Annotated in this window: 11 protein-coding genes; 4 read left to right on the top strand and 7 right to left on the bottom strand. The window is 72.6% G+C overall.

Going from position 1 to position 11,801, the window contains the following annotated elements:
• Window positions 1-514 precede the first annotated feature (514 nt).
• Window positions 515-832, top strand: coding sequence for a hypothetical protein (locus AB0I73_RS03735; protein WP_363033397.1), 318 nt, complete (start codon window positions 515-517; stop codon window positions 830-832).
• A 34-nt stretch (window positions 833-866) separates the two neighbouring features.
• Here AB0I73_RS03735 and AB0I73_RS03730 read toward each other — a convergent pair whose 3' ends face one another.
• The gene (locus AB0I73_RS03730; protein WP_363033395.1) at window positions 867-1,847 is read right to left on the bottom strand and encodes an NAD(P)H-quinone oxidoreductase; all 981 of its coding nucleotides are present in this window, start codon (window positions 1,845-1,847) and stop codon (window positions 867-869) included.
• A gap of 195 nt (window positions 1,848-2,042) precedes the next feature.
• On the opposite strand from AB0I73_RS03730, the gene AB0I73_RS03725 reads away from it, so the two are divergent.
• Both AB0I73_RS03725 and AB0I73_RS03720 read left to right on the top strand, forming a co-directional pair.
• The gene (locus AB0I73_RS03725) at window positions 2,043-3,107 is read left to right on the top strand and encodes an ATP-binding cassette domain-containing protein (RefSeq protein ID WP_363033393.1); all 1,065 of its coding nucleotides are present in this window, start codon (window positions 2,043-2,045) and stop codon (window positions 3,105-3,107) included.
• Entirely contained in the window at window positions 3,104-3,964 is an 861-nt protein-coding gene (locus AB0I73_RS03720; RefSeq protein ID WP_363033391.1) for an ABC transporter permease, read from the top strand. The genes AB0I73_RS03725 and AB0I73_RS03720 overlap by 4 nt, the downstream gene beginning before the upstream one ends.
• Window positions 3,965-4,021: 57 nt before the next feature.
• On the opposite strand, the gene AB0I73_RS03715 is transcribed toward AB0I73_RS03720, so the two are convergent.
• The 6 genes from AB0I73_RS03715 to pdhA form a co-directional block, all read right to left on the bottom strand.
• Window positions 4,022-5,119: a potassium channel family protein gene (locus AB0I73_RS03715; protein ID WP_363033389.1), complete on the bottom strand. Its 1,098-nt coding sequence runs from the start codon at window positions 5,117-5,119 to the stop codon at window positions 4,022-4,024.
• Window positions 5,116-6,549, bottom strand: coding sequence for a molybdopterin molybdotransferase MoeA (locus AB0I73_RS03710; RefSeq protein WP_363033387.1), 1,434 nt, complete (start codon window positions 6,547-6,549; stop codon window positions 5,116-5,118). The genes AB0I73_RS03715 and AB0I73_RS03710 overlap by 4 nt, the downstream gene beginning before the upstream one ends.
• The gene (locus AB0I73_RS03705) at window positions 6,546-7,433 is read right to left on the bottom strand and encodes an NTP transferase domain-containing protein (protein ID WP_363033568.1); all 888 of its coding nucleotides are present in this window, start codon (window positions 7,431-7,433) and stop codon (window positions 6,546-6,548) included. Before AB0I73_RS03705 ends, AB0I73_RS03710 begins: the two co-directional genes overlap by 4 nt.
• Window positions 7,434-7,609: 176 nt before the next feature.
• Window positions 7,610-8,959 (bottom strand): dihydrolipoamide acetyltransferase family protein, encoded by a 1,350-nt coding sequence (locus AB0I73_RS03700; RefSeq protein WP_363033385.1) that lies wholly within the window; start codon window positions 8,957-8,959, stop codon window positions 7,610-7,612.
• A complete protein-coding gene (locus AB0I73_RS03695; protein ID WP_363033383.1) occupies window positions 8,959-9,963 on the bottom strand; it encodes an alpha-ketoacid dehydrogenase subunit beta in 1,005 nt (334 codons plus the stop codon). Before AB0I73_RS03695 ends, AB0I73_RS03700 begins: the two co-directional genes overlap by 1 nt.
• Complete coding sequence (gene pdhA, locus AB0I73_RS03690) at window positions 9,960-11,108, bottom strand: pyruvate dehydrogenase (acetyl-transferring) E1 component subunit alpha (protein WP_363033381.1); 1,149 nt, start codon at window positions 11,106-11,108, stop codon at window positions 9,960-9,962. Before pdhA ends, AB0I73_RS03695 begins: the two co-directional genes overlap by 4 nt.
• A gap of 189 nt (window positions 11,109-11,297) precedes the next feature.
• Between pdhA and AB0I73_RS03685 the strand changes: the two genes are divergently transcribed.
• Window positions 11,298-11,783 carry an Lrp/AsnC family transcriptional regulator gene (locus AB0I73_RS03685; RefSeq protein WP_363033379.1) on the top strand — a complete coding sequence of 162 codons (486 nt, stop codon included), beginning with the start codon at window positions 11,298-11,300 and terminating at the stop codon, window positions 11,781-11,783.
• Window positions 11,784-11,801 lie beyond the last annotated feature (18 nt).

The raw sequence follows: 11,801 nt of genomic DNA, 5'->3' as shown, positions 1-11,801 counted from the left end.
GGCGGGGGCGATGATGCCGTACGGCCCTGCCCCGGCGCCTTTCGGTACGACTGCGGCTTTCGGGGCCGAGAGGGCGGGCACCGGACGCCAGGAGGCGCCGGACGAGCGCACGGACGTGCCGTCCCGCGAGCCCTTGTCCTCTCCTTTCCGCGCACCCCTCTCACCGCTCTCATCCCTCTCATCCCTCTCGTCCTTCTCTCCCCTCTTGCCCTCCTCACCCCTCTCACCGCTCTCACCCCTCTCGCCCCTCTCGCCCTTCTCGTCTGCGGGTTCGCCGTCGTTGGCGCCCTCCGCCGGGCCCTCCAGGGCCGGGAGCCGGCCGGGGGAAGGGCGGAAGCCGCCGGGGCGGGAAGTGGCCGAGGTGGCGGAGCGGAGCGAGGAGACGGAGAAGACCGGCACTCACAGGGAACCCGGGGAGCCCGGGACACCTGAAGAATCCGGGAAACCCGGGGAGGCGGATCCGCGTGGCGGACGTGACGGCGGAAGCGAGGCCGAGCGCGGCGGTGTGAACGCGGTGCCGAAGTCCTCCGGCCGCGGGGACGGCGCGCACGCCGGGCAGCCGAAGGAGGCAGGCGTCGGCGTTCTGCCCGAAGCGTCGGACACCGCAGCCGGTACGCGCGTGCCCGAGGAAGGCCGCGCCGACGGCACCCGCCGGGCGCCGGAGTCGGGGGAGGCCGTCCCGGTGCCCTCCGGGGCGCCGCGGAGTCCCGCGTCGAACACCTCCACCGGCGCCGAGCCCAAGGTGCGCATCCTGCCGCTGGGGAGCGGGCTGGTCCTCATGGGGCTCGGGCTGGGGCTGGCGTTCGTGGGCCTGAGGCTCCGACGGAGCTGAACCCCGGACCCACGAACCCGGTGGTCCGGCGGTCCTACGGCGCGACCAGCAGCACCTTGCCGACGTGGCCGCTCTCCTCCACTACACGGTGGGCGTCGGCCGCCTCCGACATCGGGAGCTCGCGGTCGACGACGGGACGGACGTGGCCGTCGGCGATCAGGGGCCACACGTGTTCCCGGACGGCCGCGACGATCGCCGCCTTCTCCTCCAGTGGCCGGGCACGCAGTGACGTCGCGCTGATCGCGGCGCGCTTGCCGAGGAGGGCGCGCATGTTCAGCTCCCCCTTGGCCCCGCCCTGGAGGCCGATGATCGCGAGCCGGCCGTTGACCGCGAGGGCCTGGACGTTACGGTCCAGGTACTTGGCGCCCATGATGTCGAGGATGACGTCCGCGCCCGCGCCGTCGGTCGCCTCCTTCAGCTCGGTGACGAAGTCCTGTTCGCGGTAGTTGATCAGGATGTCGGCACCCAGTTCGGCGCAGTGGTCCAGCTTCTCCCTGGTTCCGGCGGTGACGGCGACCTTGGCACCGACGGCCTTGGCGAGCTGGATGGCCATGGTGCCGATGCCGCTGGACCCACCGTGCACGAGCAGGGTCTCGCCGGGGCGGAGGTGGGCCACCATGAAGACGTTCGACCAGACCGTGCAGACGACCTCCGGGAGCGCCGCCGCCTGCTTGACGTCGAGCCCCTTGGGGACGGGGAGCAGTTGTCCGACCGGGACGGCGACCTGCTGGGCATAGCCGCCGCCGGCGAGCAGCGCGCAGACCTCGTCACCGACCGCCCACCCGGTCACACCGGGTCCGAGTGCGGTGATCCGTCCGGAGCACTCCAGGCCGGGGTAGGGGGAGGCGCCGGGCGGGGGGTCGTAGAAGCCCTGCCGCTGCATGATGTCGGCGCGGTTGACGGCGCCGGCCACCACCTCGACAAGCACCTCGCCCGGTCCGGGGACGGGATCGGGGACCTGCTCCCACACCAGCGCCTCGGGCCCACCGGGTTCGGGAATCGTGATCGCATACATGAGGGCGACGCTACTCCCTGACCCGCTTCACCCGTGCCGCCCGCGCGCACCATCCGCCGGTCGGTTCGGGTCAACGGGTGGAGACGGGTCCGCCGTTGGACCGGTTCTCGGGAAAACCATGTGCGAGAGCGATGAATTCGCGCGACGGTGATGGTCTCTCCATGCGTAGCCCAAGCATGCGGAAGGACCCCCAGCATGAGCACGCAGACGTCCGGCCCGGCGATCGAGACCGCCGGCCTGGTCAAGACCTTCGGTGAGACACGGGCCGTGGACGGGGTCGACCTCGCCGTGCCGGCCGGCACGGTGTACGGCGTCCTCGGACCGAACGGCGCCGGCAAGACCACCACCGTGAAAATGCTCGCCACCCTCCTACGACCGGACGGCGGGGAGGCGCATGTCTTCGGTCACGACGTCGTGCGCGAGGCCGACACGGTGCGCGGCCTGGTGAGCCTCACCGGGCAGTACGCGTCCGTGGACGAGGACCTCACCGGCGCGGAGAACCTGATCCTGCTGGCCCGGCTCCTCGGCCACCGCAAACCGGCCGCCCGCACCCGTGCCGCCCAGCTCCTGGAGGCCTTCGGCCTGACGGAGGCGGCGGCCAAGCAGGTCAAGCACTACTCGGGGGGCATGCGGCGGCGTATCGACATCGCCGCGTCCATCCTCAACACCCCCGACCTGCTGTTCCTCGACGAACCGACGACCGGTCTGGACCCGCGCAGCCGCAACCAGGTGTGGGACATCGTGCGCGCGGTGGTCGCCCAGGGCACCACCGTGCTGCTGACCACGCAGTACCTGGACGAGGCCGACCAGCTGGCGTCCCGGATCGCCGTCATCGACCGCGGGAAGGTGATCGCCGAGGGCACCAAGGGCGAGCTGAAGGCGTCCGTCGGGGCCGGTTCCGTACATCTGCGGCTGCGCGATCCGGACCACCGGCCCCGCGCGGCGGACCTGCTGCGCCGGGCACTCGAGGCACAGGTGCAGCTCGAACCCGACCCGGTGACGCTCACCGCCCGCCTGGGTGCGGCCGCGCACCACGACACCGCCGCCGAACAGGCCGCCCGCGCGCTGGGCGAACTGGCCGCGGCCGGCATCACCGTCGACAACTTCTCGCTCGGCCAGCCCAGCCTGGACGAGGTGTTCCTCGCCCTCACCGGCCATGACACACACGCATCCGGATCGGGCTCGGGACAGGGGCCGGGCTCGGGCTCAAGCTCCGGTGGCGACCACTCCCACACCCCGAAGGACGAGGTGGCGGCATGAGTACCGCGACGACGACCACCGAAAGCGCCGAGAGCGCCGAACTCGCCCCGGTCCGCACCGACTCCCTGGCCGAGCTGCTGGTCGCCGAGGAGCGCCCGCCGCGGCCCAGCGCGTGGTCGGCCTCCCTGACCTTCGGCTGGCGCGCGATCCTCAAGATCAAGCATGTGCCGGAGCAGCTGTTCGACGTCACCGCGTTCCCGATCATGATGGTGCTGATGTACACGTACCTCTTCGGCGGGGCGCTGGCCGGCTCGCCGAAGGAGTACATCCAGTTCCTGCTGCCCGGCATCCTGGTGATGTCGGTCGTGATGATCACGATGTACACCGGTGTCTCGGTCAACACGGACATCGAGAAGGGCGTGTTCGACCGGTTCCGCACCCTGCCGATCTGGCGTCCGTCGACGATGGTCGGCTATCTGCTCGGCGACGCCCTGCGCTACACCATCGCGTCGGTCGTGATGCTCACCGTGGGCGTGATCCTCGGCTACCGCCCGGACGGCGGGGTGGCCGGCGTGCTCGCGGGGATCGCACTGCTGGTGGCCTTCGCGTTCGCGTTCTCGTGGATCTGGACGATGTTCGGGCTGATGCTGCGCACCGAGAAGTCGGTCATGGGCGTCAGCATGATGGTGATCTTCCCGCTCACCTTCCTGTCCAACGTCTTCGTCGACCCGCGCACCATGCCGGGCTGGCTCCAGGCGTTCGTCAACAACAGTCCCGTCACGCACCTGGCGTCCGCGGTGCGCGGGCTGATGGCGGGCGACTGGCCGGCCGCCGGGATCGCCTGGTCACTGGGCTGGTCCGCCCTGTTCGTCCTGGTCTTCGGACCGATCACGATGCGGCTCTACAACCGCAAGTGACGCGGGCTCCGCGGCCGGTGCGGGCCCCGGGGCCGGCACCGGCCGCAGGGCTTGCGGTCAGTCCCGGGGGAGCGGGCGCATGTCGGGCGCCACCTGCCTGGCCGGCGTCCTGCGCACGATCGTGATCAGCCGGTCGGTCAGCTCGAGCGTCCCGACGTTCGCGTCGTCGTAGCCGAGCAACCGGTGCCCGCGCAGAACGCTCACCACCAGATCGTCGACCTCTCGCGGCGTCTTGCCCACCTCGGCCTTTATGACCGGCCGTTCGACCATGTCGAGCCCCGTGCCCTGCTGGATGAGGTCCTCCATCACCACGCCGGCCGCGGGGCTGAGCAGCGACAGCCCGAGCAGCCGACCGGCCGCACTGGCGCTGGTGATGACCGCGTCGGCGCCGGACTGCTTCAGCAGCGGAGCGTTCTCCTCCTCGCGCACCGCGACCGCGATCTTCGCGCCGCGGTTGAGCTGTCGGGCCGTCAGCGTCACCAGCACGGCGGTGTCGTCGCGCTGTGTGGCGATGATGATCTGCTTCGCCCGGTACACCTCGGCCCGCTTCAGCACCTCGCTGCGCGTCGCGTCCCCTATGACGCCCGCGTATCCGTCGGCCGCGGCGGCTTCGATCGCCTTGCTGCTGGGGTCGACCACCACGACCTGCTCCTTGCGGAGCCCCGTCTTGCAGATGGTCCGGATCGCGGACCTGCCCTTCGTGCCGAATCCGACGACAACGGTGTGATCACGCAACGTGGACCTCCAGCGGTTCAGTCGCCACTCCTCCCGGGTGCGTTCGGTGAGGGCTTCGAGGGTGGTGCCGACCAGGATGATCAGGAACATCACGCGCAACGGTGTGATGACGAGGATATTGGTCAGCCGGGCACTGTCGCTGACCGGCGTGATGTCGCCGTATCCCGTGGTGGAGAGGGTGACGGTCGCGTAGTAGAAGGCATCGAGGAAGTCGAGGGTGCCGTCGGCGCCGTCGTTGTAGCCGCCGCGGTCGAGGTACACGATCAACGCCGTCACCACGAGGATCAGCAAAGCCATGGACAGCCGTTTGGTGACCTGGCGGATCGGGTGCTCGAGCACCTTCCTCGGCAGTTTCACCCGATGTGTCACCAAGTGCTCGTCCGCCTGGCGAGCAATGGCGTCATTGCCCGGAAGTTTCACGTGAAACACACCCCGATTCCCCCGGACGCCCAGGGGAGGTCGAGCAGTTCCGTCTCCTGACCGGGCCGCGTGCCGCCCGGCGGTACGACGGCGAGGGCGTCGGCCGCCGCGATGCCGCGCAGCATGGCGGGACCGTTGTAGTGCAGCGGCAGGGCGACGTCCCCGCGCAGCACGACGGGGATGAGCCGGGTGTCGTGCGGATGCCCGTGGACCGCGTCCCGCAGCGGCATCGTGTACGGCTCGGGAGCCGGGCGGGCAGCGAGGGTACGCAGCAGGGGTTCGGCGAGTGTGAGCAGTCCGGAGACGGCGGCGAGGGGGTTGCCGGGCAGGCCGACGAGGTGCTGGTTCTCCTTGGTACGGGCCAGGAGCATGGGGTGGCCGGGGCGCACCTCGACCCCGTCCACGAGGAGTTCGGCCCCGATGCGGCCCAGCGTCGGGTGGACGTGGTCGACCGGGCCCGCGGCGGTGCCGCCGGTGGTGACGACGACCTCGGCGTCGGACCGGGTGATCGCCTTGTGCAGCGTGTGCGCGTCGTCGCGGACCCGGCGGACCGCGACGACCTCGGCGCCGAGTGCGCGCAGCCAGGGCGGCAGCATCGGACCGAGCGCGTCCCGGATCAGCCCGTCGTGCGGAAGGCCCCCCGTGAGCAGCTCGTCGCCGAGGACGAGGACCTCGACGCGGGGCCGGGGGAACGTGCTGAGCGTGTCGTATCCGGCGGCCGCGGCGAGGCCCAGCACGGCGGGCGTCACCAGGGTGCCGACGGACAGCAACTGGTCACCGCTGCGGCATTCCTGGCCGCGGGGACGGATGTCCTGACCGTGCGCCACCGTGGCGGGCCCGGTCCGGGCCGTGCTGCCGCCCCGGGGCACGGTGGCGTGCAGGCGGCCCTTGGCGTCGGTGCGGCCGTGTTCGCTGCGGAGGACGGCGGTGGTCTCCGGGGGAACCCGGGCGCCGGTGGCGATACGGACGGCTTCGCCGTCGGTGAGCGGCGCGTGCGCGGCATACCCGGCGAGGATGCCTTCCTCCCGCACGGTCCAGGGCCCCGGGCCGGAGACCGCCCAGCCGTCCATGGCCGAGGTGTCGAAGGAGGGCAGGTCGGTGAGGGCCGTGAGGGGGGCGGCCAGGGTGAGGCCGAGGGCGGCGTCGAGCGGCACGGAGACCGGGGCACGGTGGGGGGCGCGGCCTCCGGCGACGGGGCGGGCGGTGCCGTTGCGGCCGGCGCGCTCGGCGACGGCGCGGGCGTCGGTCCAGGGGACGCCGTGGCGGCGCGGGCGGTGCGTGGAGGGGGCGTGCCCGGGGGCACCGGGGGTACGGCCGGGGGTGCGGCCGGAAGCTTCGTTCACGAGGGCGAGGGCCTCCTCGACATCGAGATCATCGGCGTCCTCGGCGTCCTCGGCGTCCTCGTCGGCTCGGGCGTCGGGCGCGGTCATCGGTCGTCAGGGCTCGTGCCGGGGGCGGCGTCGGGAGCATCGGGGGCGTCCTCATCGGCCCAGCGGGTGGCGAGGGTCGCGGCCTTGCGGACGGCCTCGGCCACGGCTTCCCGGTCACCGCCCGCGCGGGCCGCCGCGTAACCGACGAGGAAGGTGGTCAGCGGCGCCGCCGGCCTGGTCACGCCGTGGGCGGCGTCACGGGCGAGGTCGAGGAGTGCGCCGGTGTCGACGTCCAGATCGATGCCCAGCTCGTCCTTGACTGCGGTAATCCATTCATCCAACACGTTTCCATGCTCCCTGATGCGTGCTCGGGCGGCGGCGATGTCGTCCCAGGTGTCGCAGTCGAAGGACGCCACCGGGCCGGAGATCCGGGTGAGGTCGAGCGAGCCGGTCAGTCGGCGCAGCGGCAGCCCGGCCAGTCGGCCGTGCCGTTCGCCGAGCGCGGCGAGTTCGCGGCGCAGGGCCGCCGTGCGGTACGCGGCCACGAGCGGCTGGTCCCGGCCGTCGGCGTCGGTCAGTACGACCCCGTCGGCCGGGCTCGTACGGAGGGTGTCCAGCAGTTCACCGACCGTGCGTCCGTCGAGGAACGGCAGGTCGGCGGAGAGCAGCACGACGTACTCCGCGGTGCTGAGCCGGATCCCGGCGTCGAGCGCGGCGAGCGGTCCGCCGCCCGGCGGCTCCTCGCGCGCCCAGAGCACGGGCCGGGGGGTGGGACGGGGTTCGGCCACGACCACGGTGGTGCGGGCGTCGGCGCAGGCCGCGAGCACCCGGTCGAGCAACGCCCGACCGCCCACCCGCACGCCGGGCTTGTCCACGCCTCCGAGCCGTCGGGCACCGCCACCGGCGAGCACGAGGGCGTCGTACGCGGCGGGCTCGAGCGACACCGCCGCGCCCGGCGCGGAATCCCGGTCGCGGTCTCGGTCACCCACGGCATCGGGTCCGGCACTGGGAGCCCCCGGGAGCTCGTACTCGGTCACCCCTCGAGTATGCGTGCCCCCGCGATCACGGGGAACGCGGGGGCACGGTGTCCGGGAACGGGCACGGCGGGGAGAGTCGGACCTCACAGCGTCCGCAGCAGCACCGCCGGTTGCTCCACGCAGTCCGCCACGTGACGCAGGAAACCACCCGCCGTGCCGCCGTCGCAGACCCGGTGGTCGAAGGTGAGCGAGAGCTGCACGACCTGTCGCACCGCCAACTCGCCCCCGTGGACCCAGGGCTTGGGGACGATGCGGCCGACGCCGAGCATGGCGGCCTCGGGGTGGTTGATGATCGGGGTGGAGCCGTCGACACCGAAGACGCCGTAATTGTTCAACGTGAAGGTGCCGCCCGTGAGTTCCGCGGGCGTCAGCGTCCCGGACCGGGCCGCCTCGGTCAGCCGGGCGAACTCCGCCGTGAGCGACTCCGCGTCCCGCGTGTGCGCGTCCCGGACGACGGGGACGACCAGCCCCCGCTCGGTCTGCGCGGCGAAGCCCAGATGCACGGCCGCGTACCGGACGATCTCCCCGGCCTCCCTGTCCACGGAGGAGTTGAGCTCGGGGAAGCGGGCCAGCGCGGCGGTGCAGATCCGGGCCAGCAGGGCGAGCACGGAGATCTTCGGACCGCCCGAGGCGTTCATCGCGGCCCGCGCCCGCATCAGCTCGGTCGCGTCGGCGTCCACCCAGCAGGTCGCGTCCGGTATCTCGGTGCGGCTGCGGGAGAGCTTGTCGGCCACGGCACCGCGGATGCCCTTGAGGGGGACCCGGACGACATCCGGGACCGCGGTGCCGGCGGTCGGCGTGTGGGCCTGCGCCGCACGCGCGTGCGGCTCGGTGACGGCCGTCCGGCCCTTGCGGCCCTGCTGCGCGCCGGCGGCCCGGAGCGCGTGCTCCACGTCCGCCCGCAGGATCAGCCCCTCGGGCCCGGAACCCGTCATCGCCCGCAGGTCCAGACCGTTCTGCCGGGCCAGCCTGCGCACCAGGGGTGAGATCACGGGGACCGGACCGTCCATCGCCCCGGCCGCGGACGCGGTGCGCGTGGCGGGCGTGGCGGACACCGGTTGTCCCGGCCGCACCCTGCGGCGCCGGGCCGGAGCCTCCGAGGTGCCGTAACCCACCAGGACGTTGCCGGACCCCTCGCCCGGGGCGGCGGACGGGCGGTCCTCACCCGGCGGCCGGTCGGCGTCCGGTCCGCCCACGGCCACCGTGAGCAACGGGGAGCCCACCGGCAGTTCGGTGCCCTCCTCGCCGAATCGGGCGGTGACCACACCCCCGTACGGGCAGGGCACATCCACCATCGCCTTGGCCGTCTCGACCTCGACGACCGGCTGGTCGACGGTGACGACATCGCCCACCTCGACCAGCCAGCGCACGATTTCCGCCCCGGTGAGCCCCTCACCGAGGTCGGGGAGCTTGAACTCCAGCACCTGTGCCATCAGCTTTCGGCCTCCCACTGCAGACGCCCCACGGCGTCCAGGATCCGGTCCACGCCGGGCAGGTGGTGGCGCTCCAGCATCGGCGGCGGATACGGGATGTCGAACCCGGCCACCCGCAGCACCGGTGCCTCCAGATGGTGGAAGCAGCGCTCCGTGACCCGGGCCGCGATCTCCCCGCCGGGGCCGCCGAAGCCGCCCGACTCGTGGACGACGACCGCGCGTCCCGTCCGCCGCACCGAGGCGCACACCGTCTCGTCGTCGAACGGCACCAGGGAGCGCAGATCGACGACCTCGAGGTCCCAGCCCTCGGCCCGGGCCGCCTCGGCCGCCTCCAGGCAGACGGGAACGGACGGCCCGTACGTGATGAGCGTGGCGCTCCGGCCGGAGCGCCGCACCACCGCACGGCCCAACGGTTCGACGGGTGCCGGCCGCTCCGGGTCCCAGGAGTCCTTCGACCAGTACAGCCGCTTGGGCTCGAGCAGGACGACCGGGTCGTCGGAGGCGATGGCGGCGCGCAGCAGTCCGTAGGCGTCCGGGACGGTCGCGGGCGTGACAACATGGAGCCCCGGAGTCGCCATGTAGTACGCCTCGGAGGAGTCGCTGTGGTGCTCGACGCCGCCGATGCCACCGCCGTAGGGGATGCGGATGGTGAGCGGCAGGGGCATCCTGCCGCGCGTGCGGTTGCGCGTTCTGGCGACGTGCGACACCAGCTGCTCGAACGCCGGGTAGGCGAACGCGTCGAACTGCATCTCCACGACCGGTCGCAGGCCGTACATCGCCATGCCGACGGCCGTGCCGAGGATGCCCGCCTCGGCCAGCGGGGTGTCCGTGCAGCGGTCCTCGCCGAACTCCTCGGCGAGTCCGTCGGTGATACGGAAGACACCGCCGAGGGTGCCGACGTCCTCGCCCAGGACGTGCACGGACGGGTCCGCGGCCATGGCGTCGCGCAGCGCGCGGGTGAGTGCCTGCGCCATGGTGGCCGGCTTGGCGGCGACGGTGGTCATCGCTGCGTCCCTTCCGGCTCGGCCCCGGCCTCGGCCGCCAGCTCGGCCCGCAGTTGTTCCCGCTGCTCCAGCAGCTGGGGGGTGGGCTCGGCGTACACATGGGCGAACAGGTCCATGGGGTCGAGCGCGGCGTCCTGGTTCATGCGTTCCCGCAGGTCGGCGGCCATGGTTTCGGCGTCCTGGCGGGCGGCGGCAGCGCGGTCGTCGTCGAGGAGGCCGCGCCGGGTCAGCTCCTGCTCCAGGAGCACGACGGGGTCGTGCTTCTTCCAGGCCTCCACCTCGGCGTCGCCGCGGTAGCGGGTCGCGTCGTCGGCGTTGGTGTGGGCCTCCACGCGGTAGGTGATCGCCTCGACCAGGGTCGGACCGCCGCCGGCACGCGCGTGGCTCACGGCGTCGGCCAGGACCTCGTGCACGGCGGCGGCGTCGTTGCCGTCGACCAGTCGGCCGGGCATGCCGTAGCCGACGGCCTTGTGGGCCAGCGACGGGGCCGCGGTCTGCTTGGCGAGCGGAACGGAGATCGCGAAGCCGTTGTTCTGGACGAGGAAGACGACCGGGGCCCGCCACACGGCGGCGAAGTTCAGCGCCTCGTGGAAGTCGCCCTCGCTGGTGCCACCGTCGCCGACCATGGCCAGCGCGACCACGTCGTCGCCCTTGAGGCGGGCGGCGTGCGCGAGTCCGACGGCGTGCGGCAGCTGGGTGGCGAGCGGGGTGCTCAGCGGCGCGACCCGGTGCTCGTAGGGGTCGTAACCGGTGTGCCAGTCGCCGCGCAGCAGGGTGAGCGCCTGCACGGGGTCCACTCCGCGTGCGACGACGGCGAGCGTGTCGCGGTAGCTCGGGAAGAGCCAGTCCTGCTCCTTCAGGACCAGCGCGGCGGCGACCTCACAGGCCTCCTGGCCGGTGCTGGAGGGGTAGACCGCGAGACGGCCCTGCTTGGTGAGGGCGGTGGCCTGCGCGTTGTAGCGACGGCCCCTCACCAGTTCCGCGTACAACCGGCGCAGCAGCTCCGGGTCGGCCCGGTCGGCCTCCTCGGTGCCGAGCACCCGGTACGGCTCCGCGTCGGGCAGCAGCGGCGCGGGGTCGGTACGGGGTTGCCAGGCGGGCGGCGGGGTCGGCCGGGACGCGCCCCGCTGCTCCATGACCGTCATGACGGCACCTCCTCGTGGGAGCGACTGTGGAGGCGCGGCGTCTGTGACGCGCCTCACCAACCGATTGTTCGGTCGACGGCACATTTTGGCTACGGGTGGTACCAGGCTGTGGACAAACGGTTCTCCACAGCCTGAGATGGACGCAGTACGTCCATGGCGGAGAGGCGGGGGCCCGTGTCGTCTGAACAAATGGCCGAAGGACCGGGGGGCACCGGACCGCTGCCGCCCGCACGCCCCCTGGACGCCATAGACCAGGACATCCTGCGCATGCTCCAGGCGGACGGCCGCGCCTCGGTCCGGTCGGTCGCCGAACGGGTGCACGTCTCGCGCGCCAACGCCTACGCCCGGATCAACCGGCTCGTGGAGGACGGCGTCATCCGCGGTTTCGGGGCCCGCGTCGACCACGAACGCGCCGGTCACGGCACGTCCGCGTACATCACCCTGAAAATCGTCCAGAACACCTGGCGCACGGTCCGCGAGCAGCTCAGACGGCTCCCCGGCGCCTCCCACATCGCCCTGGTGGGCGGTGACTTCGACGTGCTGCTCCTGGTGCACACGCCGGACAACCGGACGTTGCGCGAGCTGGTGCTGACCCGGCTCCAGGCGATCCCCGAGGTGCTCAGCACACGCACGCTGCTGGTGTTCGAGGAGGAGGACCTGGAACCGCAGGGCTGAAGCGGGGGCGGCCGCAGG

The sequence above is a fragment of the Streptomyces sp. NPDC050388 genome (genome assembly GCF_040655635.1).
In the GTDB taxonomy this organism is placed as follows: domain Bacteria; phylum Actinomycetota; class Actinomycetes; order Streptomycetales; family Streptomycetaceae; genus Streptomyces.
The sequence above is the reverse complement of the archived record's forward strand: the minus strand, read 5'-3'. Positions and strand labels throughout refer to the sequence as shown.

Coding starts and splice junctions, on each gene's coding strand:
- AB0I73_RS03730 (WP_363033395.1), bottom strand. CDS start 1,847: ATGTATGCGATCACGATTCCCGAACCCGGTGGGCCCGAGGCGCTGGTG.
- AB0I73_RS03725 (WP_363033393.1), top strand. CDS start 2,043: ATGAGCACGCAGACGTCCGGCCCGGCGATCGAGACCGCCGGCCTGGTC.
- AB0I73_RS03720 (WP_363033391.1), top strand. CDS start 3,104: ATGAGTACCGCGACGACGACCACCGAAAGCGCCGAGAGCGCCGAACTC.
- AB0I73_RS03710 (WP_363033387.1), bottom strand. CDS start 6,549: ATGACCGCGCCCGACGCCCGAGCCGACGAGGACGCCGAGGACGCCGAG.
- AB0I73_RS03700 (WP_363033385.1), bottom strand. CDS start 8,959: ATGGCACAGGTGCTGGAGTTCAAGCTCCCCGACCTCGGTGAGGGGCTC.
- AB0I73_RS03695 (WP_363033383.1), bottom strand. CDS start 9,963: ATGACCACCGTCGCCGCCAAGCCGGCCACCATGGCGCAGGCACTCACC.
- pdhA (WP_363033381.1), bottom strand. CDS start 11,108: ATGACGGTCATGGAGCAGCGGGGCGCGTCCCGGCCGACCCCGCCGCCC.
- AB0I73_RS03685 (WP_363033379.1), top strand. CDS start 11,298: ATGGCCGAAGGACCGGGGGGCACCGGACCGCTGCCGCCCGCACGCCCC.